Below are 23,073 nucleotides of genomic sequence, written 5' to 3'. Positions count from 1 at the left end.
CATGAAGCAATCCCAAACCGAGGCCGACTTCTTCGGCGACTTCGCCGAATCCTGGTGGGACGACGACTCCGCCATGAAGGGGCTCACCTCCTTCCAGCGCCCGCGCTTCGAGTATTTCGACAAGTTCGTCCAGGACTGGGCGGGCAAGAAGGTGCTCGACGTCGGCTGCGGCGGCGGCTTCACCACCGAGTACCTGGCCGGGCGCGGCGCCGAGGTGAGCGGGATGGACCCCTCCGCCCGGCTGGTCGCCGCCGCCCGAGCGCACGCCGAATCGACCGGCAAGAACATCGAATACTCCGTCGGACGAGCCGAGGCGCTGCCCTACGCGGACCACACCTTCGACGTCGTCACCTGCGTGGACGTGCTCGAGCACGTGGACGACCCGGCCATGGCGGTGCGTGAGATCGCGCGGGTGCTCAAGCCCGGCGGAATCTTCTGCTACGACACCATCAATCGCACCCTGCTGGCCCGCATCGTGATGATCTGGATCCCGGAGTACCTCACCGGCATGGTGGCCCGCGGCACCCACCATCACCACCAGTTCATCAAACCCGCCGAGCTGGCCCGGCACCTCGACGCCGCCGGGCTGAAGCCGCTGGCCAAGCAGCGCGGGCTGACCATTCTGGGCAAGAAGCGCGACGGCAACCTGATCATGTTCACCACCGCGGACCTGTCCTCCACCTATATCGGTGCGGCGGTGCGCTCGTGAAGGCGGTCTTCTACCGGCGCTACGGCGACGCGTCGGTCCTCGAATACGGTGAGCTGCCCATTCCGAAGATGGCGCTCGACGGGGTGCTGCTCGACGTGAAGGCCGCCGCGGTCAACCCGATCGACTGGAAGGCCCGCGAGGGCTATCTGGATCCGTTCGCCGACACCGTCTTCCCCATCGTCCCGGGCGCGGACGTGTCGGGCGTGGTGCGCGAGATCGGCATCGGCGTCAACGAGTTCGCGGTCGGCGACGAGGTCGTGGGCTGCGTGCGCGAGGACTACCTGAGCCGCGGCAGCTTCGCCGAGGTGATGCCCGCGCCGGTGCGGGCGCTGGCGATCAAACCGCCGAACATGGGCTGGGCCGAGGCCGCCGCCATGCCGCTGGCCGCGCTCACCTCCTACCAGGCCCTGGTGCGGGTGCTCGACGTGCAGCGCGGGGAGACCGTGCTCGTGCACGGCGCGGCCGGTGGCGTCGGCAGCGTGGCGGTGCAGATCGCGGTGCACCTGGGTGCGCGGGTGATCGGCACCGCCAGCGAGCGCAATCACGAATTCCTGCGTGAGCTGGGTGCGGAGCCGGTGAATTACACGGTGGGACTGGCCGATTCGGTCCGCGCCCTCGCACCCGACGGGATCGACGTGCTGCTCGACGCGGTCGGCAAACGCATCCAGCGCACCGTGCTGCCGCTGCTGGCCCCGCACGGCCGGTTCGCCTCCGTGGTCGACCCGAAGGCCCGCGAACTCGGCGGCTCCTACGTGTTCACCCGGCCCGACACCGGCGACCTGCCCGTGGTCGCCGCGCTCGCCGCCAAGGGCGTGTTCCGGGTGCCGGTCGGCGCGGTCTTCCCGCTGCCCGAGGCCGCCGGGGCGCATCTGCTCAGCCAGGGCGGACACGCCCGCGGAAAGGTCGTGGTCGCCGTCGACGAGGCCGCCTGCCAGGAGGAAAACCCTTACGATGAACGGTAATTCAATGCTAGCCCACCGCCGTGTGCAGGGCATGGTCCGGCAGATGGCATGGTCGCAGGCGCTGGCCCGGATCGCCATCGGCACCGGCATGCTCACCCAGCCCGCCACGGTCTCCAAATCGTGGTCGGGCGAATACGACGACAACGCCTCCTCCCTGCCCACCCGCGCGTTCGGCACCCGGGACGTGGTGATCGGGCTCGGCACCGTGTGGTCGCTGCGGCGCGGGCACCCGGTGCGGCACTGGTTCGTGCTCGGCGTCGCACTCGAACTGGTGGATGCCACGGTGACGCTGAACAAGCGCGGGCGCCTCGGCGTGACCGGGCCGCCGGACACCTGGGAGTTGCTCACAGCAGCGGGATTGGCCGGCGGAATTCTGGTAGCCGCGGCGTTGCGGGAGTAACGAACCCCCTACCGCCCCATAACCGATCACAAAGCGCACCGGGCGAGAACTGGCCATCGCCACAATCACATTTCGGTGAAATGTCTTGCACCACACGGTGCAACATAATGTTCACGACAATTTGCGACGATCACCACTACCGACGCCGAGGTGGAGAATCGGCGGTAGCCGTTCTCGCCCTTGGCCATTCGCCGAGGATTTGCTAATGGAAATTCTGTTCCAGTCAGCCATAGGTATTTCAATTCTGACGACCGCGGTCGTCTACGGCACCGATTTTTTCTGCGCCCTGGTGCTGCGGACGGCCTTCGCCCGCATCGACGACCGCGCCCTGGCCGCGGTCACCGGCCGGATCCACGAGGTCGCCGACAAACGCATGCCGATCCCGGGCGCGGTCGGCGTGGTCGCCGCGGTCGTAGCCACCGGCCTGGCGTTTCTCGACGGCAAGACCGCCGCGGGGGGCTTCGCGGCGCTGGCCGTCGCCACCCTGGCAGTCTGGCTGGGCATCTACGCCCGGATCAGCGCGCCGGTCAACAAGCAGCTCACCGCCGCGGTCATCGCCGACCGCGTCCCCGCCGACGTCCGCGAGATGCAGCGCACCTGGGACAGCGTCATCGTCGTCCGCGTCGTCCTGCAGGGAATCGCCCTGGTCGCACTCTTTCTCGCGGCGCTGTCCATGTAATGGGCTGCGCCGCAACCAAACCAGGGGGAAGTTAGGCGTGACAATGATCCAGTTCAAGCTCCTGGGCCCGGTACAGCTCCACGTCCACGGCAAACCCGTCGACCTCGGGCCGCCCCGGCAGACCAGCCTGCTGGCCGCACTGCTGGTGGATTCGGGCCGGCCGCTCTCCATCGACACGCTCATCGACCGCGTGTGGGGTGATTCCCCGCCGGTCGCCGCCCGCGACGCCGTCTACACCTACGTCGCCCGGCTGCGGGGGGTGCTCACCGAGGCCACCGCCGGGCACGGCGGCCCACCCGTCCAGGTCAACCGCGGCTCCGGCGGCTACACCCTGTCCACCCCACCGGATTCCGTCGACCTGCGGCACTTCATGGACCTGGTGGACCGGGCCCGCGCCACCGACATCGACGACCCCGGCCGCGTCGAACAACTCGCCGCGGGGCTGAACCTGTGGAACGGCAGCGCCATGACCGGACTGGACAGCGAATGGGCCCGGCGACTCAGCGACTCGCTGCACCGGCTCAAGCACGAGGTCACCGCCGACTGGGCCGACGCCGAGATCCGGCGCGGCAACCACTCACTGGTGATCAACCGGCTGCACACCGCCCTGCTCGAGGAACCGCTCGCGGAAGGGTTGCAGGAGCGGCTGATCCGCGCCTACTTCCTCAATGGCGAGACCGCCCAGGCGCTGCGGCAGTACGAACTGGCGCGGCGGCTCATCGCCGACGAACTCGGCGCCGACCCCAGCCCCGGCATGCGGGACCTGCACTGCCAGATCCTGCGCGGCGACCCGCCCACCGTCACCCTCGGCATCGCACCCGACATGGTGCCGCTGGCCCCGCTCGGATTCAGCGGGCGCGACGCCGAACTGGCCACCCTCACCGGCATGCTCACCGACGAGCCGTCCCCGCGGCCGGTGCTGGTCACCGGCGGCGCGGGCGTCGGCAAGACCGCGCTCGTGCTGCAGGCCGCCGACTGCCTGCGCGACCGCTTCCCCGACGGGATGCTGTTCGCCGACCTGGCCGAAGGACCGAACGCCACCCCGGAGACGGTGCTCGGCCGATTGCTCACCGCGCTCGGCATCCCCGCCGACGCCATGCCCGCCACCCTCGCCGAACGCGCCAACCTCTACCGGGCGCGGCTGGCGCGGCGACGGGTCCTGGTGATCCTCGACAACGCCGTCACCGAATCGCAGATCATCCCGCTGCTGCCCGCGGGCGGATCCAGCACCGCGCTGATCACCAGCCGATTCGCCCTGGGACTCACCACCGTCCGCACCTACGTCCTGCACGAGCTGTCCCGCACCCAGGGCCTGCAAGTGCTGGTCGCCACCGTCGGCCGGGCGCGGGTGCTGCCCGAATGGGAGGACGCGGGCAGCGTCGCCGACCACTGCTCGGGCATCCCGCTGGCCCTGCGCGCCGTCGCCTGCCGGATGTCGGCGCGACCGCACTGGACCTTCGCCCGCATGCTGGCCCGGATCAGCGACGAACAACGCCGCCTCGAAGTCGTGTCCTACCAATCCCTCGACATCCGCGCCAGCCTCGACCTCACCTTCGACCGGCTCGACAGCACCGCCGCCGGCGTCTTCCGCGACCTCGGCCACCACACCTCCGCCGGAACCGAATTCATCGCCCCCGACCACCCCGAACTCAGCGCCGACGAGGTCGAGGACGCCATGGACCGGCTCGTCGACGCCTACCTGCTCTCCGAGGTCGGCCGCGACGACGCCGACCGCGCCCTCTACCGAATGCTCGACATCCACCGCATCTACGCCAAGCACCTGGGAGACTGACCATGCCGCGTTCCGTGCAGCACACCACCCCGTACCCGTACAGCGACGTCCAGTTCCATCGCGCCCTCGGCTCCCGCGACTACTGGGAACAGCGCATTCTCGAAATCGACGGCGCCGACGCCGAATTGGCCGCCTTCGAGATCACCCCGAACCGCACCCTGGTCACCGTCAACACCGTCATCCCGGCCTCGTCCCTGCCCGGCCCGGCCGCCACCTTCCGGCCCAACGGCGTGCGCTACACCTACAGCGAGACCTGGTCCGAACCCGCCGACGGCATCGCCCGCGGGCGGATGGACGGGCAGGTCGAGGGCATGACCATCAAACTCGGCGCCGACCTGGTGCTGCGACGCACCGACAGCGGGTGCGAATTCACCATGTCCGGGCAGATCGAAGCCCGGGTTCCCCTGATCGGCAGGCTGATCGAGGCCGATATGGGCAAGACGTTCACCAGCACCGCGGCCGCCATCGACGAGTTCACGATGAAGTGGCTGGAGAACGCGGCATGAGCCTTCCCGTTCTCATCACCGGCGCGACCTCGGGGCTCGGCCTCGAAACCGCGAAAATTCTGGCCGCCAAGGGTGTTCCACTGATTCTCGGATGCCGTGACACCGAGCGGGCGGAGGCCGCTCGGCAGCGGATCCTGGAATACGCGCCCACGGCCCAGGTGGAACTGCTGGAACTGGAACTGGCGTCACTGGAGTCGGTCGGGGCGGCGGTGGAAGCCCTGCACCGCCGGGAACAGCCGCGGCTCGGCGCGATCGTGTGCAATGCCGGTCTCCAGATCGTGGACCGGGTGCGCAGCTCAGAGGACGGCTACGAATTGACCTTCGCCGTCAATCATCTCGGGCATTTCGCGCTCGTCACCGGGTGCGCGGACCTGCTCGACGTGGGGTCACGGGTCCTCGTGGTGTCCAGCGACGTGCATCAGGGGCCGCGCAAATCGATGGGGTTCCCCGCGCCGCAATGGCGCGCACCCCGCGAACTCGCCACTCCCGGTGAGGGTTCCGGACGCGACGGACGGGTCGCCTACGCCACCAGCAAGCTCGCCAATGTGTACTTCGCCTACGAGCTGGCCACCCGGTGGGGCGATCGCGGGATCACCGTCAACGCCTTCGACCCGGGTCTGATGCCGGAAACCGCTCTCTCCCGCGGCTATTCGGCGCCCGCCCGCATCGGATTCCGCCTGCTCGCGCCGGTGCTCATCCGGGTCATGCCCATCGCCCGCACCGTCGCCCGCTCGGCCGCCGACCTGGCCTGGCTGATCACCGGACCCGACCTCGCCGGCACCACCGGCAAGTACTTCACCGGCGCGACCGAAGTGCCCAGCGCGCCCGAGTCCTACGACCCCGAGCGGGCCGCCGAACTGTGGCAGGTCTCCGAGGACCTGGTCCGGACCGCGCGGCGGGTGCCGCCCGCCGAACGGCGGTGAGCGCGCGTGCTGCTCGCCATCGCCCACTTCGCCCAGCGGCGCGCGCGTGCCGTCCTGGTGCTCGCGGGGCTCGCCGCCATCCTGTGCTACGCCATCGGGTGGTCGGCGCCGATGCATCTGAAGTCCGGCGGCTTCCAGGCGCCGGACTCCGAATCCACCTGGGTCGACCGGTATCTCGAAGACCACTTCCCCGGGGCGGCGCCGAATGTGGTGCTGGTGCTCACCGCACCCGACGGGATCGACACGCCCGCCGCCACCACGGCGGGACAGCGCATCACCGATGAACTGACAGCGAACTCGGATCTCCAAGGGGTGCAGTCATATTGGAGCGTACCCACCGAGATGCGCACCGCGCTGCGCAGCACCGACCGCCACAGCGCGGTCCTGGTGGCCTACGCGCGCGGCGACGACACCGCCGCACCGAAACTCGCGGGCACCCTGGCCGACAAGTACAACGGCAGCCAGGACGGAGTCCGGGTCCGGGCCGGCGGTGAAGCCGTCGCGCTCGCGCAGATGAGCAAGCAGATCACCCTCGACCTGGTGCTCATCGAATCCATCGCGATCCCGCTGGCCGGCATCGCGCTGGTGCTGGTGTTCGGCAGCCTCGTCGCGTCCATGCTGCCGTTGCTGGTCGGCGTGGTCACCATCGGTGCGGCGCTGGCCGTGCTGCGGGTGCTGGCGGCGGTCGGCGACGTCTCCATCTTCGCGCTCAACATGACCACGGCGCTGGGATTCGCGGTCGCGCTGGACTCCAGCCTGTTCATGGTGAGCCGATTCCGGGAGGAGATCGCGGCGGGCTCCGACACCGTCGACGCGGTCGCCCGCACCGTCCGCACCGCCGGGCGCACCGTGCTGTATTCCGGTCTGACCGTGGCGCTTTCACTCGCGGCGCTGCTGGTGTTCCCGCTGTACTTCCTGCGGTCGTTCGCCTACGCGGGACTGGCGGTGCTCGCCGCGGCGGTGTTCACCACATTGCTGGTGCTTCCCGCGGCGCTGGCGCTCATGGGCACTCGCGTCGAGGCGCTCGACGTGCGGCAGTGGCTGCGCCGACGGCTCGGCCGGCCCGATCCCGTCCCCCAGCCGGTGGAGCGGGACCGGTGGTATCGCTTCGCCATGGGCGTCATGCAGCGGCCGGTCCTCGCCATCGCGGCCGTCGTCGCGGCCTTGCTGCTGCTCGGGGCGCCGTTCCTCGGCGTGCGCTTCGGGTGGGCCGACGATCGGGTACTGGCCTCCGGATCCAGCCGGGAGGTCGGCGACGCCTCCCGCACCGGCTTCTCCGAGAACCTCACCGCGGGCATCCTCGCCGTCCTGCCCGACACCCACGGGGACACCGCGCGCGTGGCCGACTACGCGCGCACCCTGTCCCAGGTCCCGGGCGTGAGCTCGGTGCTGTCCAGCGGCGGCGTCTACGCCGGGGGACTCCCGGTCGCCGGGCCGCAACCCGTCATGGCCGGGGACGCCGGAACCTACCTGCGCATCGGAACCCGCCTCGACCCCTACTCGGCCGCCTCGACCGAACAACTCGACCGCCTCCGGGCGGTTCCCGCCCCCGGACCGGTGCGGTTCGGCGGCCCCGCCGCCCGCAACGCCGACTCCGTCCACGCCCTCGGCGCACGAGTCCCGTTGGCACTGGCCCTGATCGCGATATCGATGTTCGTCGTCCTGCTGATCTTCACCCGCAGCGTCGTGCTCCCGATCAAGGCCCTGGTCCTCACCGTGCTCTCCCTGGCAGCCACCTTCGGAGCCATGGTCTGGATCTTCCAGGACGGCCACCTCTCCGGCGCCCTGGGCTTCACCCCCACCGGATACCTCGTCCCCACCATGCCGATCCTCATGTTCTGCCTGGCCTTCGGCGTATCCATGGACTACGAGGTCTTCCTCTTGTCCCGAATCCGAGAGGAATACCTCGAATCCGGCGAGACCGGGCGTTCGGTCGCCGTGGGCATCGCCCGCACCGCACGAATCTTCACCGCGGCGGCGGCGCTGCTGGCCATCGCCTTCGTGGGGATGGTCTTCGCCCACGTCTCCTTCGTCCAGCTCTTCGGCCTCGGCCTCACCCTGGCCGTCCTGGTCGACGCCACCGTCATCCGCACCATCCTGGTCCCGGCCCTGATGCAAACCATGGGCCGCCTCAACTGGTGGGTGCCCGGACGCACGAAAACCGCTGCGCCCGAACCGGTATCCACCGACGCCGGCTGAGCCGGGCTGCCGGTCGCGCTCGGCGTGACCGGCAGCCCCACGGGACGCGACCGTGGCCGCCCGGCCGTGAAATAGGCTTGATGGCCGTGGGTAAGCCGAATCGCAAGCACCGGGCCGCCAAGTTGCGTGCGCAACTGGGTGACGTTCGCTTCCTGACCGGCGAGGGAGAGCAGCCGACCGCACAGGAAGTCGGGAACGCGGTGCTGGCGGCCGCGATGGCCGCGGCGCGGGTGGGAGCGGGGAGCAAGACGGCTCGGGGAGATTCCGGGATCGCGGGGCGGTTCGCCGCGGAGGTCGCGGAGAGCGGGCTGTCGGATCACGTGGTCGGATCCGGGGTGCACCTGGCCGGGCGGCACGTCATTCGGCGGGTGTTTCAGCACGGGTGGCTGCCGGGGGATGTGCACGAGGCGGCGGCGCGGCGGGCTGACGAGTTCGCGGTCGGGTTCCTCGTCGATGTGATGGCCGACCATGTGCGGCCCTTCGCGGCCGACACCATGGACGAGACGTGGGTCGAGCAGCTCGACGCCATCGAGGCCCGGGTCTGGTGGTCGGACTCGCAACCGTTCTTCGGGCAGTGGGCGGCCAAGCACCTGCTGACCTCGCGCGAGGCCATCACGACCGTGGTCGAGGCGCTCGCCTTGCTGCTTCTGCTGCCGGAACTGGAGCTCATCAGGCCGTTGCCGGGCAGTGCGCGGCCGCGGGCCGGGGTGCATCATCACGTCGACGAGAAGGTGCTCGGGCGGGTGCGGGGGTTGCTCGCGAAAGCCGAATCGACCTCGTTTCCCGAGGAGGCCGAGACCTTGTCGGCCAAGGCGCAGGAGTTGATGACCAAGTACGCGCTCGATCGGGTGCTGGTCGATGCCGACACCGCGGTGCCCGATCTGCCTGGGGCGCGGCGGATCTGGCTCGACACCCCGTACGTCGACGCGAAGGCGCTGCTGGTGGATGTGGTCGCCAAGGCCAATCGCAGTCGCGCCATCGTGGCCTCGGAATGGGGGTTCGTCACCATCGTCGGGGACGACGCGGATCTGGAGGCCATCGAACTGCTCACCACCTCGCTGCTGGTGCAGGCCACCCGGGCGATGATCGCGAGCGGACAGGACACCCCCGACGACGGGGCGCGTAGCCGGACCTTCCGGAAATCGTTCCTGGTCGCCTACGCCACCCGTATCGGGGAACGGCTCGCGGCGGCCACCGCGGCCACCATCGCCGAATCACCCGACCCCGAACGGCTGCTACCTGTGCTGGCCTCGCATCAGCTCGCCGTCGACGCGGCCTTCGACAAGCTGTTTCCGCAGGCCCGCAATCGCGGCATCACCATCCGCAGCGCCGAGGGCTGGGACGCGGGCCGGGCCGCGGCGGACCGCGCGCAACTCGACGCCCGGCGGCCGATCGGCCGGTGATCCGCCGCACGATCCTGCCGGTCGGTCTCGAATCCGTGACGGCGCGAGCAAACATCGCAAGAACACGTTACAGTCCGGCCGTGAAATATCTTGTGGGATGCGCAATGGCCCTGTCGTTCGCGGCGACAGGTTCACCGGTCGCGCAGGCGGATTCCGCACCAACCTGTACCGACACCCCGAACTCGTATACCGCCGGCTGGCAGACCGGATGGGCGTCGTACCAGGCCGCGGAGAAGAGCGGGAACTCCGGTTCCGCCTCGCGCACGGTCGACCTGCCGATCACCATCAACGCCCCGATCGACAAGGTGTGGACGGTCTACTCGAACCTGCGCAACGACATCGGCCGCCACCCGTTCCTCAAGGACATCATCACCCACCGCACCTGCAGCGACGGCGTGAGCACGACCATCGATTTCACCGCGCTGGAGAACGTCCCCATGGGCTCGGTGGATTACCCCGCGAAAACCCAGGCCGAGCAGCGCCTCTTCCCGGCCGACCGGTACTACCTCACCGACAGCTACGACACCCCCGGTGTCATCACGCATCAGAAGGTGACCTTCACCGACAACGGCAACGGCACCACCGCGGTGAACGAACACATCACCTTCAGCTGCAACCCCCTGCTGCTCAACTTCACCGTCAGCAACGGCGTCTCGTCCCACCAGGCGTACCAGGCTGCACTGAAGCGGGACATCGAGAACGGCACGCTCTGACCGCCACACGCGTAGCCACCGAAAAGGCCCGGTCCTGCTGGACCGGGCCTTTCCCATGCGACGCCGCGGGACGCCTTTCTCCGAGCCTCTTCCTCAGAGGCACCACACCAAGTCTGCGGATCCTGGCAACGGGAAGGTGAAACAGATGCCGACAGATCCATCCACGGGCGTAGCCTGCGGTTCGCTGGCCGACGCCGCCGATGCTCCGGCGAGGCCGAGCGACAGCATGATCGCGGTCGCGGCTACGGTCCCGGCGATTCTTGCTTTCATTTGATCAACTCCTTGCACCATTTTCCGAGGAAGGACTTCCTCCTCAACGGTAGCCAGGAGTTTCCTCAGCCGTAACTGGTGACACCGACCCTGAATGGTGGTGGACACTCGTCAGTACCTCCACCGAGGGTCCATGGTCCACCATGACGGTCACGCACCACGTCCGGCTCACACCGCGGGCAACGCGAAGGCTCCACCGGTGCGGTAGTCCTGGAGCAGGCTCACATCCGAGCGGCAGGGGCACCGCGCCGCCGTGGCTGCAGCTGGTGCAGCCGATACCAGGCCAGCGCGAGGAAGATCGCGGCGAGACCGGCGAGGACTCCCATATCGAGCAGCCATGTGCCGATGGTGTGTTTCCACAGCGGGTCGGGCCCGCCATCGTGCGGCGAGAGGGTATCGAGGTCGATGCTGGCCGCTGCGGCGCCATAGCCCCACCGGGACGGCGACACCAAGGACAGCTGTTCCAGAACGGGCGTGCCGGGCAGCCGCACCAGCCCGCCGGTGAGCACCAATTGCGCCATCGACAGCACGATCAGCAGGGGCAGTGTCTTTTCCGAGGTGCTCACCGAAGCCGACACCAGCAAGCCCAGCGTCAGCGACGCGATGCCCAGCATCGCCATCGCCAAGACCAACTCCAGCTGGGCCGAAGTGAATAACCCACTCGGCGGAAAACTCGTGCCGATGGAGCCGATCAAGAACAACACCGCCGCCTGAAGGACGGTGATCACACCCAAGACCAGCACTTTCGACATCAAATAGACCCCGGCCGACAGTCCAGCCGCGCGTTCTCTGCGGTAGATCGTCTGTTCCTTGACGATCTCGCGAATCGCGTTGCCGGTGCCGACGAAGCAGGCGCCGAAAACCAGGATCATCAGCTTGGTGGAGGCATCGGTGTTGGTACCCGGCGCCCCGGTGAATCCCGCGCCCGCCGGGACCGCGGCGATCAAACCGCCCAGCAGCAGCGGCATCACGCCGAGCAAGGCCAGATAACTGCGGTCCGAGGCGATAACCGCCAGATACCGCCGGCACAGTGTGCTGAGCTGGCTGAGCTTGGACTGCCGCGGGGGCGGCGGCGAAGCCGGTGCGTGTACTTCCGCCGGTCCGATGTCGTCGATCGGCCCGACAGCGACGTAGTTCTCGAAGCGCGGGGAGTTCCGGAACTCACCGGCCCAGTCGCGGTCCTCGTCCCGGTCGAATGCCTGGAACACCTCGGCCCAGGTGCGCTGCCCGAACTCCTGCAACCCCTCCGCGGGCGGTCCGTAGTAGGCCAGCTTGCCGCCGGGCACCAGCACCAGGAGGCGGTCACAGGAATCGAGATTCGCCACGCTGTGGGTGACGACGATGACGGTCCGCCCGTCGTGGGCGAGTTCGGACAGCATTTCCATGACCGTCTTGTCCAGGCCGGGATCCAGGCCGGAGGTCGGTTCGTCGAGGAACAACAGCGACGGTTTGGTCAGCAGTTCCAATGCGACGCTCACCCGTTTGCGCTGCCCGCCGGAGAGCCGATCGATGCGGGTGTCGGCATGCCGCGACAAGCCGAGTTCGTCGAGGACTTCGTCGACTCGCTGCTCGCGCTCCTCCCTGCGTGTGTCACCGGGGAAGCGCAGCTCGGCCGCGTAGAGCAGGGCGCGTCGCGTCGGGAGCTGGTTGTGCAGGATGTCCTCTTGCGGAACCAACCCGATCCGGTGTCTCAGCTCGTCGTAATCGGTGTACAGATCGCGTCCGTCGTAGCGGACCGTCCCCTCGGTCGCGGGCCGCATCCCGGTGACCGCGCCCAACAGCGTCGACTTGCCCGCTCCGCTGGGTCCGATGACCCCGACGAGTGAGCGCTGCGCGATGGGGAAGGTCACGTCGTCGAGCAGCACTTTGCCTTCCGATGTCCGCACGATCAGGTTCTGGACACAGACCGAGATGTCACCGGTATCGACGGACTCGCGCAGTTCGTTGCCGACGAGCCGGTAGGTGGTGTGTCCCATGCCGATCAAGTCGGATTCGGACAGGTCCGCGGTCTCGATCCGGTGGCCGTTGACATAGGTGCCGTTGTGGCTGTCGAGGTCGACGACTCGATATTTGCCTTCGGCGATCACCTGTAGTTCGGCGTGATGGCGAGACACCATGAGGTCGGGCACGACGATGTCGTTGTCGGCGGCGCGTCCGAGCCGGAGTGTGCCCGAGACGATCCGTACCACCGCGGTGGGCTGGGTAGCCGGAGGCGACGACCGCGACACTCGCCGCGGCAGGCCCGGCTCGAACAGGGTGACCGTGGCTTCATCGTCCAAGTCATAGCCAGGATTCGGGACGACCATCGTGTCCCCGCCGAAATCGTCATCGGGTTCGGGCGCGGGGGCGGGGTTGGGTGATTCCAGCGAGCAGGACAGCCGCGCACCATCTTTGGCATGACCCAGCTTGAAGGTCTCGTCGTGGTCGATCAGCATCCGCTCGACGCGCTGACCGTCGAAAAAAGTGCCGTTCAGACTGTGCGCGTCCTCGATTTCCCAACCGTCCGATCCTCGCTCCAGCACGGCGTGCACAGACGAGACACGCGGATCGGTGACAACAACGTCGGAGGTCGGATCGCGGCCGATGTTGTACACGCCCCCGGCGCGTAGCCGATAAACGTGTTCTCGCGTCTGCACCACGAGAACGGGCGACTCGGGGAATTCTGTGGAGGACCGCTCATCCGCCATAACGGGAGTATACGACCGTGCCGAACTGCCGCGGCGAATGCTGACGGGATTCGAAATACTGAAACGAGAGAATCTGACGCAAGATCGAAGCCGAATATTTCTCGATTTGTTTCACTCACCGAATTCCCTCAGCTCCCCTATGCGGGCTCACCGGGGTTTTCGGCGCCCACGTCCAGATTGCCGAAGGCCACTCTTATTACGACCCGGCGTCCGAATGATGAATCGTGTTGCCGTACCCGAATCGGCTCACCGATGTGTGGATGTGGCCTTCAGCGCCCGGCCACCCTGCCCTGATCGGGACCTGGCGGCGGCATCCGAACGTCGCATGGAGATATTCTGGCTGGTGCCCGCTGGTAGATCACGAGTATCCGATGGTCGAGAACGATCCCTACCCAACCCAGCGTGATGTCGGCGTCGATGTCATCACGGAACTGGGTACTGCCGGTTTCGAGGACGCGGTGGAGATCGGGCGGGGCGGGTTCGGAGCGGTGTACCGGTGTCGCCAGGTCGGTGTGGACCGCACGGTGGCGGTGAAGGTGCTGACCGAGCAATTCGACGAGGATCGGGAACGCTTCCTGCGCGAGCAGCGCGCGATGGGGCGGCTGACCGGGCACCCGAACATCGTCGACATGCTGGAGGTCGGCGCCACCCGCAGCGGAAACCTCTATCTGGTGATGCCGTATCACTCGGGCGGATCGCTCCAAGCGCGCATCCAGCGTGACGGTCCGCTGTCGCTGCCGGAGGTGCTGCACCTCGGGGTGAAGATCGCCGGTGCGCTCGAAACCGCGCATCGCACCGGCGTGCTGCACCGCGACATCAAGCCGGGGAACATCCTGCTGACCGACTACGGTGAGCCGGCGTTGACGGATTTCGGGATCGCGCACATCACCGGCGGATTCGAGACCAGGACCGGCACGATCACCGGTTCACCAGCCTTCACCGCGCCCGAGGTGCTCGGTGGGGAGGCCCCGAGCCCGGCCTCGGATGTCTACGGGCTGGCGTCGACGTTGTTCTGCGCACTGACCGGTCACGCGGCCTTCGAACGCCGCAGCGGGGAACAGATGGTCGCCCAGTTCCTGCGGATCACCCGGCAGCCGATTCCGGATCTGCGCGACAACGACATTCCCGAGGACGTGTGCACGGTGATCGAAGGTGCGATGGCGCGGAATCCGCTCGACCGTCCCACGGCGGCGGACTTGGGCGGCCAACTCCGGCAGGTCCAGCAACGGCTTGGTCTGCCCGCCGACCGCGTGCCCCTGCCGGCCGAGCCCGCGACCGGCTCCGCCGACGCGGGATCGGCGGAGCGGGTGGTGCACGGCGCCGGGAATCTGCCGCTCGAATTGACCAGTTTCGTGGGTCGCCGCAATCAGGTGACCGAGGTCGAGAACCTGCTCGCCGGATCCCGTCTGGTGACCTTGACCGGGATCGGCGGGGTCGGAAAGTCGCGGCTCGCACTGCGGGTCGCGCACAAGGTGAAAAAGGGTTTCGCCGACGGCGGGTGGTTGGTCGAACTGGGCGAGGTCCGGGATCCGGCACTGCTGGTGGACATCGTCGCCAAGGCTCTCGGTCTGCGCAGCCGAGGGGCCGGGCCGGTGCTCGACATGCTGATCGGGTACGTGTCCACGCGCGAGCTGCTGATCGTGCTGGACAACTGCGAGCAGGTGATCGACGAGGTCACGAAACTGAGTGAATCACTGCTCCGGGCCAGCCCGCGCCTGCGGATTCTGGCGACCAGCCGCGAGGCCCTCGATGTCAGCGGCGAAACGGTACTCGCAGTGCCCCCGTTGGCGATTCCCGATCCGGCGGTCAGTCCGGCGCCGAGAGCCGCTCGCGACGACGCCGTGGCCTTGTTCGCCGAACGGGCCGCCGCGGTGGTGCCCGGTTTCGAAATGACCGCCGACAACCGAGCCTGCGTGACCCGGATCTGCGCACGGCTGGACGGGCTGCCGCTGGCGATCGAACTGGCCGCGGCCCGGCTGCGCACGATATCGCTCGAACAGATTCTGACCCGGCTCGACGACCGCTACGGTCTGCTGACGCGGGGGCGGCGTGGCGCCCCACTGCGGCAGCAGACCCTGGCCTGGTGTATCGGCTGGAGCTATGACCTGTGCACGCCGGACGAACAACGGCTGTGGACCCGGTTATCGGTCTTCGCAGGCGGTTTCGAGCTCGACGCCGCCGAGCAGGTGTGCGGCGGCGACCTGCCGGAATCGGAATTGCTCGACACGGTGTCCGCACTGGTCGACAAGTCGATTCTGATCCGCGAGGAGGTCGGTCACACGGTTCGCTTCCGGATGTTCGAGACCGTCCAGGAATACGGCCGGCAGCAGGCCGAGAAACGCGGAGAGTACGCGGATTCCGTTCGGCGACACTACGATTGGTGTCTGCAACTGACGCTGCGGGCGGAGGCGGAATGGATCGGACCGCACCAGCTGCACTGGGCTGCCCGATTGGATCGGGAACTGCCGAATCTCCGGAAAGCACTGGAAGTCTCGGTGTCCGAGGGGCAGGAATCCGCCGTGCGGATGACCACCGCCCTCTATCCCTTCTGGATCATGCGCGGACAGCTGAGCGAAGGTCGCCGGTGGTCCGCCCGGGCACTCGACCGCACCACCGGGGCACAGACCATCGATCGAGCCAAGTCACTCCACGTGGCCCAGGCAATGGCCGCGCTGCAGGGCGATTTCGACGACGCCACGGACAAGATGACACAACTCAGGCTGGTGGCCGAACACACCACCGATCCGGTGGTCGCGGCTCTGCTGTCCCACGCCGAGGGCAACACCCTTCTGATGACGGGCGACGCCGACGTGGACCACGCCCACCGCCTCGTAGCCGACGCCGTCGAGATCTACGCGGCATTCGGTGAGCTCGCCTTGCAGTTGGATGCGTTGATCTCGCTCGGATGGTCCTGCGCGATCCTGGGTGACGCGGCGCGGGCGACCGGGTATTTCGAGCAGGTGCTGGCGATCACCGAATCCGCTCACGAAACCATGCTCCGGTCCTGGGCACTGTGGGCGGCGGGGTACACGGTGTGGCGCGGAGGCGAGCCGGACCGCGCTGTGCGGTTACTCGAGGAAGGCATCCGGTTGGCCCGGCTGGTGGCGGATCCGCTGGTCGCGGCGGCCTGTACCGAGGCGCTGGCCTGGGTCACGGCCGAGCGGCACCCCGATCGACGCGCGGCTGTGCTGATGGGCGCCGCCGATGCCTTGGTCAGCGTGTCCGGCAGTTCGGCGTTCGTATTTCCTGTTCTGCTCGTACACCGCGAAGACTGCGAGCGCCGCGCTCGGGAGGCGCTCGGCGCGAAAGTGTTCGAGGCGGGTCGCCGGGAAGGCGCCGCGATGACCTTCGACTCCGCTGTGGCGTACGCGCTTCGCGAGCGATCCGGCATACCCACCCCCACTCGGGGTCCCGGCGCGACGCTGACCAAACGTGAGCGCCAGGTCGCCGAGCTCGTCGCCCGAGGCTTGTCCAACCGGGCGATCGCCACTCAACTCGTGATCTCGCAGCGCACCGCGGAAGGGCACGTCGAACATATTCTCACCAAGCTGGATTTCACCTCGCGCCTGCAAATCGCGACCTGGGTGGCCGATCAGACTCGATCCTGAACGGCTCGCGCCGTTATCGTCCGACGGGCCGAACAGGTTCCGGATCGAAGAACAGTCGCTCATTCGGCAACCGCGTGTCCGGCAGCGCCCCCTCGAGCTCGTGCATCTTCAATTCGATTGCGCACCAGCATCTCCGGCGGCAATCGTGGACGAAGTTCAGCGCGGCGGCCAGGGTCGCCCGGTAGTCGAAGGCCGTTCCGCCCAACCAGATTCGTACGTGCGCCCGCGCCTACCCGCATCGGCGCGAGGACTCAGAATACGGGGCAAATACAGAAAGACCCGGTCCTGATGGACCGGGTCTTTCGAAGTGGAGCTAAGGGGACTCGAACCCCTGACCCCCACACTGCCAGTGTGGTGCGCTACCAGCTGCGCCATAGCCCCGTATTCACTTCTCTGCCAGCCGGGCGTTGCCCCGCTTGCTTGAACGAAGTTACACGACCGATGCGGAACAAACCAAATCGCCTGCACAGAGGCTGGCGGTGACGATCATCGGGAGGTAGTCTCGAACGCATGTTCGATAGCCGAGAGGTGGAGGCGATGGGCGAGGACGAGCTGGTCGACGCGCTGCGGCGGGCACACGGGGCGGCGGCGTTCGCGCAGGCGGCGGAAATCACAGCGGTGCGGGAGGTGTATCGCCGCCATCGGGCCGCGAACGCCGCACCGGGCGCCGGCGGGGTGCGGGCCGGGGAGTTCGCGGCGGCGGAGATCGCGGTAGCGGTACAGGTGCCGGAGGGGGTGGCGGCGGCGCTCATCGACATCGGGCTCGCGCTGGACTCGCTACCCCAGACCAAACTGGCGTTCGCGGCGGGACGGATCGATCTGTCCCGGGTGCAGGTGATCACGGACTGCCTGCGGGGGATGCCGCGGGAAATACGAGAAGTCCTGGAGCCCAAGCTGATCGACGCGGCGCTACGGTCCGACCCGGTCCGGTTGCGGCAGACCGCGCAGCGCTGGGTGACGCGGCTCGATCCCGACGGCGAGACGCGGCGGCGTGAGGCCCGGGAACAGGATCGCGACGTCCGGATTCGCGCGGTGCAGGACGGGATGGCAGTGTTCGACGGGCTGCTGCCCGCCGCGGGAGCGCAGGCGCTCGCCATGCGGCTGCGGGAGATGAGCCTGCAAGTGTGCGAGGACGATCCGCGCACCATGTCCCAGCGCCGGGCCGACGCCCTCATCGCCCTCGCCGACGGCTCGGGCCGCCTGTTCTGCGAATGCGGCAAGGAACTCGACTGCCCCAAGGCCGGCACTCCCACCACGCCTCGCCGTCCACTCATCCAGGTCGGCGTGTCCGCCGAAACCCTCCTCGGCCTGCGCGACGATCCCGCCTTCCTCTCCGGCTACGGACCCATCGACGCCGACCTGGCCCGCTCGCTCGCCGAACACGCCCGGTTCCAGGTCATCCCCGAGTACTTCCCGGAGGACGCCACTCCGGGCCCGAGCGAGGACGACGCCCCTTCGCCCCCTGAGAAGAGCGCTTCGGAGACAAAGGAATCCGTGATCGCTGGCGGCATTCCGAGCCCGCGCCGGACCCGGCGGACGCGAATCGCCGCCGAAGCCCCCTGGGAGCGAGCGGCCGCCGCCCACCTCCGCGAGCGTCGCGTGCAGGACGACACCCCGACCGCACCCCGGGTGGATCGCGGCCGCCTCACCACCGATGGTCCCGCCACCACCGACAGCCCTGCCGCCCAGGAACGGCCCGCCCGGCCCACCGAACCGGCTCCCCCGGCCGCGCCACGGCGCACACGCGCCAAAGTCGCCGCGGTGCGCCCCTTCTCGAACGCCCCGGCCCGCGAGGTGCGCGCCCTCGACGGATTCTGCCGTTTCCCCGGCTGCACCATGCCCGCGGCCGAAACCTCACTCATCCAGTTCGGCCCGCTCCCCCACCTCCCCGCGCAACCGAACTCCGGCTACCGCGCCGTGCTCTGCACCCATCACAACCGCCTGAAGTCCCTGGCGGACAAAGGAAAACACCCGTGGCGCGTCTTCCTGGCCGACACCGACCGCATGCGCTGGATCGACCCGAGCGGTGAAACCCACGAAACCATCCGTGAGGGCGCCCGCTACCTCTTCCCCCACACCGACATAGACGCTCCCGCCAGGCCGCCTCATCTCCGCCCGGTCCCCACCGAACCCGCCACGGCCGGAAGTTATTTCACCACCGACCTGGCCTACCCGCTCGAATCCCATGTCCTGATCCACCCCCAGTTGTCCCGCACCACCGCCGACAACGACATCCCCGAATCCCCCTCCCATCCGGTCCCCCACTGACCGTCCACCCCCCGAACCAAGGGACCGAGCCCCGGCTCGGCCCCCTGCCCGGGGTGCGGCTCACAGTCCCCGTTCCCTCGATGGGCCGCACCCCACCCAATCGCAGTGGATGCCACCGCATGAGACAGGCCGGGCAGCCGACTCGCAGGAGTCGCTGCCCGGCCTGAACCGGTTATTCGAAGACCGCTGTTCCGCAGCCTATTTCGTGGCGCTGAGGACCCAGTCCGCGTTGCCGCGGTCGACCTTCTTGCCGTCGAGGAAGACCGACGGGGTGGCCGCCGGGCCGTTTAGAGCGTCACCGAGGGCCTTCAGGGCAGCGGTGGCGTGGGCCCGGGCGGTGTCGGCGCGGTCGCCGGAGGTGATGCACTTGGCGACGGAGTCGCTCGCGCCCGCTTCCTTGGCGATGGCGGCGAGTTCCTTGTTGTCGTGGTCGGAGCCGCCTTCGGAGGGCTGCTTCGTGGTGAAGAGCAGTTCGTGGAACTTGGCGTACACCGGGCCGTTCCCGTCCTGCGCCACACATTCGTTGGCGGCGACGGCGCGGGTGGAGTAGTCCTTGCTGCCCGAGCGGGAGTCGAGGAAGTTCACCAGCCGGTACCGCACCGCGATCTTGCCCTCGTCGACCTGCTGGGCGATCTCCTGGCCGTTGACCTTCTCCATCTGGCCGCACGCCGGGCACAGCGGATCCTCGTAGATGTCAAGGGTTTTCGCCACCTTGGGCTTCCCCAGCACGATGGCCCCGTCGGAGTCCAGCGCCACCTCCACGGCCGGATCGTGCGCCGACCCGTACCCGTCGTTGCGCACCGCGTCCCCGCCACCGCGGTTCCACTGGAACACCGCGAACACGATCAGCACGATCACCACCACCGCCACACCGGCCAGCGCATAGGTGGTCTTGCTCGACACCGGCCGCGGCGTGTGCTTCGAAGTCGGATTGCTCACCCGCACCACTCTGCCCGACACCCCCACCCCACCGATACCCGCCCCTAACGGTCGACGGCGAGCGCGGCTTCCTTGCGGCGCAGGGTCTCGGGCACGACCAGCCAGACCGCGGAGGCGGAGGCGAGGAGGACGCCGGTGACGCCGAGCGCCACACCGTAGGAGACGCGGTCGGCGAGCAGGCCGATGGCGTACGGGCCGAGGAAGGTGCCGAGGTCGGCGGACATCTGGTAGCCAGCGAGGACCGGGCCGCCGCGGCGGCCGGGGCCGATGATGTCGGCGACCGCCGCCTGCAAGGCGGGGGTGAACATGCCGGAGCCGATGCCGGCGAGGGCGGAGGCGGCGAGGAGCCAGGGCAGGGTCGAGGCGAGGCCGATGCCTGCGGTGCCGACGGCGCAGACCAGGGTGCCCGCGATGAGGAAGGGTTTGCGGCCCAGGGTGTCCGACCAGCGGCCGGAGAGGAACAGGACCGAGGCGTTGCCGAGGGCGAACGCGGTGAGGGCGACGCCTGCCAGGGCGGCATCCTGTTTCAGGACCTCTACGACGATCAGGGGGACCAGGGCCATGCGGACGCCGAATACCGCTGCGCCATTGCCGAAGTTGGCCCAGAGGGCGGCTCGGTAGGCGGGGCGGGCGGCGGCTTCGCGGAAGGACATGGTGGGGGCCCCGTCGGTCTTCTCCGGGAGGGCCAAGGGGGAATCGCGGAGGGCCACATAGACGATGAGGCTGGCGATCAGGAGGGCTACGCAGTAGATCAGGAAGGGGGCGCGCAGGCCCAGGAAGGACAGGGCGCCGCCGACCAGCGGGCCGCTGATGGAGCCGATGAGGAAGCTGGTGGAGTAGACGCCGGAGACGCGGCCGCGTTCGGCGGGCGGGGACATGCGGATGACCAGGCCCAGGGAGGACACCGTGAACATGGTGGATCCGATGCCGCCCAGGGAACGCAGAACCAGGAGCTGCCAATAGCTTTGGGCGAGGGCGCACGCGCCGGTGGAGACCGCGACGATGAGCAGGCCGGTCAGGTAGACCGGGCGCTCGCCCAGTTTCTGCAACAGCCGCCCGGCCATGGGGGCGAAGATCAAGCGCATCAACGCGAACGCGCTCACGATGAACGAGGCCGCCGCCACGCCGACATCGAAGCTTCGCGCGAACTGCGGCAGGGCGGGTGCGACCAAACCGAACCCGATGGCGATGGTGAAGGCCGAGCCCACCAGCACCCAGATCTCCACGGGCAGCCGCCGCCGCGTCTCCAGCACGTCACTCACCGGTCGACACCTCGCGCTGACCTAGTCGCGCTATCGCCCCGGCACACCGCGACAACTCCACCACACACACCGATCCACTCATTCCGAACATCCGGCCGAACGCCGCACTACCCACCGGACAACGCGTGTCCGACGATCTCCTCCGCGGCCGCCTGCACCTGTACGAGGTGTTCGGGGCCCTCGAAGGATTCGGCGTAGATCTTGTACTTGTCCTCGGTCCCGGAGGGCCGGGCCGCGAACCACGCGTTCTCGGTGGTGATCTTGAGCCCGCCCAGGGCCGCGCCATTGCCGCGGGCGCGGGTCTGGATACCGGTGATGGGTTCGCCGGCGATTTCGGTCGCGGTGATCATGTCCGGCGTCAACGCCGCGAGGCGGGTCTTCTGTTCCGCGGTGGCGGTGGCGTCGACGCGGGCGTAGGCGGGTGAGCCGTAGCGCTTCTCGAGTTCGGTGTAGCGGGTGGACGGGCTCTGGCCGGTGACGGCGGTGATCTCCGCGGCCAGCAGGGCCAGCAGGATGCCGTCCTTGTCGGTGGTCCAGACGGTGCCGTCCATGCGCAGGAACGAGGCGCCCGCGGACTCCTCGCCGCCGAAAGCGAGGCTGCCGCTGAACAATCCGGGCACGAACCATTTGAACCCGACCGGCACCTCGTACACGTCGCGCCCCAGCACGCCGACCACCCGGTCGATCATGGAGGACGTCACCACGGTCTTGCCGATCTTGGTCAGTGCGTCCCACCCCATCCGGTTGGCGATCATGTATTCGATCGCCACCGCCAGGTAGTGGTTCGGATTCATCAGTCCCGCATCGGGAGTCACGATCCCGTGCCGGTCCGCGTCCGCGTCATTGCCGGTCGAAATGTCGTAATCGTCGCGAATCGCCACGAGTGAGGCCATGGCGTAGCGCGAGGACGGATCCATCCGGATCCGCCCGTCGGCGTCCAGCGTCATGAACCGCCACGTCGGGTCGACGAACGGGTTCACCACCTCGAGCTCGAGGTCGTAGCGCTGCCCGATCTCCTCCCAGTAGTCCACGGAGGCCCCGCCCATGGGATCCGCGCCCAGCCGAATCCCGGCGCCGCGAATGGCGTCCAGGTTCAGCACGTTGGGTAGGTCCGAGATGTAGCGGTCCAGATAGTCGTAGCGCTCCACGTTGGTGGCCAGCGCGTGCGCCAGCGAGGTGCGCCTGACCTCGGAGAGCCCGGTGCGCAGCAGCTCGTTGGCGCGGGCGGCGATGGCGTCGGTGGCGATGGTGTCGGCCGGGCCGCCGTGCGGCGGGTTGTATTTGAAACCGCCGTCGCGGGGCGGATTGTGCGAGGGCGTCACCACGATGCCGTCGGCCTGATGCCGGGTGCCGCCCCGATTGTGGCGCAGCACGGCGTGGCTCAAAGCCGGTGTGGGCGTGTACCTGTCGCGGGCGTCGATGACCGCGGTGACATCGTTGGCGGCGAGCACCTCCAGGGCGGTGGTCCAGGCGGGCTCGGACAGCGCGTGCGTGTCCCGGGCCAGATACACCGGCCCGGTGATGCCGCGCGAGGCCCGGTATTCCACGATGGCCTGCGTGATGGCCAGGATGTGCGCCTCGTTGAACGCGCAGTCCAGGCTGGATCCGCGATGCCCGGAGGTGCCGAAGGAGACCAGCTGCGCGGGATCGGCCGGATCCGGGATGCGGCTGTAGTAGGCGGTCACCAGGTGCGCGATGTCCTCGAGGTCCGTGGCCCGCGCCGGTCGTCCGGCTCGATCGTGGGCCATGCCCG

Annotated in this window: 16 protein-coding genes and 1 tRNA gene; 12 read left to right on the top strand and 5 right to left on the bottom strand. The window is 68.6% G+C overall.

Annotated elements, in window-relative coordinates; translation table 11 throughout:
- The first annotated feature begins 1 nt into the window (after nucleotide 1).
- The 10 genes from ubiG to ACFRAQ_RS05885 all read left to right on the top strand — a co-directional run bounded on the left by ubiG (nucleotide 2) and on the right by ACFRAQ_RS05885 (nucleotide 10,286).
- Entirely contained in the window at nucleotides 2-709 is a 708-nt protein-coding gene (gene ubiG / locus ACFRAQ_RS05930) for a bifunctional 2-polyprenyl-6-hydroxyphenol methylase/3-demethylubiquinol 3-O-methyltransferase UbiG (RefSeq protein ID WP_379094601.1), read from the top strand.
- Entirely contained in the window at nucleotides 706-1,671 is a 966-nt protein-coding gene (locus ACFRAQ_RS05925) for an NADP-dependent oxidoreductase (RefSeq protein WP_379094599.1), read from the top strand. The genes ubiG and ACFRAQ_RS05925 overlap by 4 nt, the downstream gene beginning before the upstream one ends.
- 43 nt (nucleotides 1,672-1,714) lie before the next feature.
- Complete coding sequence (locus tag ACFRAQ_RS05920; RefSeq protein ID WP_379094597.1) at nucleotides 1,715-2,071, top strand: hypothetical protein; 357 nt, start codon at nucleotides 1,715-1,717, stop codon at nucleotides 2,069-2,071.
- Nucleotides 2,072-2,276: 205 nt separating this feature from the next.
- A complete protein-coding gene (locus tag ACFRAQ_RS05915; protein ID WP_357278848.1) occupies nucleotides 2,277-2,750 on the top strand; it encodes a DUF1772 domain-containing protein in 474 nt (157 codons plus the stop codon).
- Nucleotides 2,751-2,793: 43 nt separating this feature from the next.
- The gene (locus ACFRAQ_RS05910; protein WP_379095852.1) at nucleotides 2,794-4,542 is read left to right on the top strand and encodes a BTAD domain-containing putative transcriptional regulator; all 1,749 of its coding nucleotides are present in this window, start codon (nucleotides 2,794-2,796) and stop codon (nucleotides 4,540-4,542) included.
- Between the two features lie 2 nt (nucleotides 4,543-4,544).
- Complete coding sequence (locus ACFRAQ_RS05905; protein WP_379094595.1) at nucleotides 4,545-5,048, top strand: DUF2505 domain-containing protein; 504 nt, start codon at nucleotides 4,545-4,547, stop codon at nucleotides 5,046-5,048.
- A complete protein-coding gene (locus tag ACFRAQ_RS05900; protein WP_379094593.1) occupies nucleotides 5,045-5,971 on the top strand; it encodes an SDR family NAD(P)-dependent oxidoreductase in 927 nt (308 codons plus the stop codon). Before ACFRAQ_RS05905 ends, ACFRAQ_RS05900 begins: the two co-directional genes overlap by 4 nt.
- Nucleotides 5,972-5,977: 6 nt before the next feature.
- On the top strand, nucleotides 5,978-8,170 hold the full coding sequence (locus ACFRAQ_RS05895; protein WP_379094591.1) for an MMPL family transporter: 2,193 nt from the start codon (nucleotides 5,978-5,980) through the stop codon (nucleotides 8,168-8,170).
- Nucleotides 8,171-8,256: 86 nt separating this feature from the next.
- Entirely contained in the window at nucleotides 8,257-9,573 is a 1,317-nt protein-coding gene (locus ACFRAQ_RS05890) for a DUF2786 domain-containing protein (RefSeq protein WP_379094588.1), read from the top strand.
- Between the two features lie 80 nt (nucleotides 9,574-9,653).
- Complete coding sequence (locus ACFRAQ_RS05885; RefSeq protein WP_379094586.1) at nucleotides 9,654-10,286, top strand: hypothetical protein; 633 nt, start codon at nucleotides 9,654-9,656, stop codon at nucleotides 10,284-10,286.
- Between the two features lie 491 nt (nucleotides 10,287-10,777).
- On the opposite strand, the gene ACFRAQ_RS05880 is transcribed toward ACFRAQ_RS05885, so the two are convergent.
- Nucleotides 10,778-13,243, bottom strand: coding sequence for an FHA domain-containing protein (locus ACFRAQ_RS05880; RefSeq protein ID WP_379094584.1), 2,466 nt, complete (start codon nucleotides 13,241-13,243; stop codon nucleotides 10,778-10,780).
- 371 nt (nucleotides 13,244-13,614) lie between these two features.
- Between ACFRAQ_RS05880 and ACFRAQ_RS05875 the strand changes: the two genes are divergently transcribed.
- Entirely contained in the window at nucleotides 13,615-16,851 is a 3,237-nt protein-coding gene (locus ACFRAQ_RS05875) for a protein kinase (RefSeq protein WP_379094582.1), read from the top strand.
- Between the two features lie 308 nt (nucleotides 16,852-17,159).
- Here ACFRAQ_RS05875 and ACFRAQ_RS05870 read toward each other — a convergent pair.
- Nucleotides 17,160-17,232, bottom strand: a tRNA-Ala gene (locus tag ACFRAQ_RS05870).
- Nucleotides 17,233-17,361: 129 nt separating this feature from the next.
- Here ACFRAQ_RS05870 and ACFRAQ_RS05865 point away from each other — a divergent pair.
- Nucleotides 17,362-19,119 carry a DUF222 domain-containing protein gene (locus tag ACFRAQ_RS05865; RefSeq protein WP_379094580.1) on the top strand — a complete coding sequence of 586 codons (1,758 nt, stop codon included), beginning with the start codon at nucleotides 17,362-17,364 and terminating at the stop codon, nucleotides 19,117-19,119.
- Between the two features lie 198 nt (nucleotides 19,120-19,317).
- Here the strand turns inward: ACFRAQ_RS05865 and ACFRAQ_RS05860 are convergent, their stop codons facing one another.
- The 3 genes from ACFRAQ_RS05860 to pgm form a co-directional block, all read right to left on the bottom strand.
- Nucleotides 19,318-20,058, bottom strand: a complete 741-nt coding sequence (locus ACFRAQ_RS05860) for a DsbA family protein (protein WP_379094578.1) — start codon at nucleotides 20,056-20,058, stop codon at nucleotides 19,318-19,320.
- A 44-nt stretch (nucleotides 20,059-20,102) separates the two neighbouring features.
- Complete coding sequence (locus ACFRAQ_RS05855) at nucleotides 20,103-21,320, bottom strand: MFS transporter (protein ID WP_379094576.1); 1,218 nt, start codon at nucleotides 21,318-21,320, stop codon at nucleotides 20,103-20,105.
- A gap of 107 nt (nucleotides 21,321-21,427) precedes the next feature.
- Complete coding sequence (gene pgm / locus ACFRAQ_RS05850) at nucleotides 21,428-23,068, bottom strand: phosphoglucomutase (alpha-D-glucose-1,6-bisphosphate-dependent) (RefSeq protein ID WP_379094574.1); 1,641 nt, start codon at nucleotides 23,066-23,068, stop codon at nucleotides 21,428-21,430.
- Nucleotides 23,069-23,073: the final 5 nt, after the last annotated feature.

This window comes from Nocardia sp. NPDC056611 (assembly GCF_042792755.1).
Taxonomy (GTDB): Bacteria; Actinomycetota; Actinomycetes; order Mycobacteriales; family Mycobacteriaceae; genus Nocardia.
Note: the sequence above shows the minus strand (reverse complement) of the source record. Positions and strands in the feature narration are given on the sequence as shown.

What these genes read in the sequence shown, in the direction of transcription:
- ubiG (WP_379094601.1), top strand. Translation starts at nt 2, where the DNA reads ATGAAGCAATCCCAAACCGAGGCCGACTTCTTCGGCGACTTCGCCGAA.
- ACFRAQ_RS05920 (WP_379094597.1), top strand. Translation starts at nt 1,715, where the DNA reads ATGGCATGGTCGCAGGCGCTGGCCCGGATCGCCATCGGCACCGGCATG.
- ACFRAQ_RS05915 (WP_357278848.1), top strand. Translation starts at nt 2,277, where the DNA reads ATGGAAATTCTGTTCCAGTCAGCCATAGGTATTTCAATTCTGACGACC.
- ACFRAQ_RS05910 (WP_379095852.1), top strand. Translation starts at nt 2,794, where the DNA reads ATGATCCAGTTCAAGCTCCTGGGCCCGGTACAGCTCCACGTCCACGGC.
- ACFRAQ_RS05905 (WP_379094595.1), top strand. Translation starts at nt 4,545, where the DNA reads ATGCCGCGTTCCGTGCAGCACACCACCCCGTACCCGTACAGCGACGTC.
- ACFRAQ_RS05900 (WP_379094593.1), top strand. Translation starts at nt 5,045, where the DNA reads ATGAGCCTTCCCGTTCTCATCACCGGCGCGACCTCGGGGCTCGGCCTC.
- ACFRAQ_RS05880 (WP_379094584.1), bottom strand. Translation starts at nt 13,243, where the DNA reads ATGGCGGATGAGCGGTCCTCCACAGAATTCCCCGAGTCGCCCGTTCTC.
- ACFRAQ_RS05875 (WP_379094582.1), top strand. Translation starts at nt 13,615, where the DNA reads ATGGTCGAGAACGATCCCTACCCAACCCAGCGTGATGTCGGCGTCGAT.
- ACFRAQ_RS05865 (WP_379094580.1), top strand. Translation starts at nt 17,362, where the DNA reads ATGTTCGATAGCCGAGAGGTGGAGGCGATGGGCGAGGACGAGCTGGTC.
- pgm (WP_379094574.1), bottom strand. Translation starts at nt 23,068, where the DNA reads ATGGCCCACGATCGAGCCGGACGACCGGCGCGGGCCACGGACCTCGAG.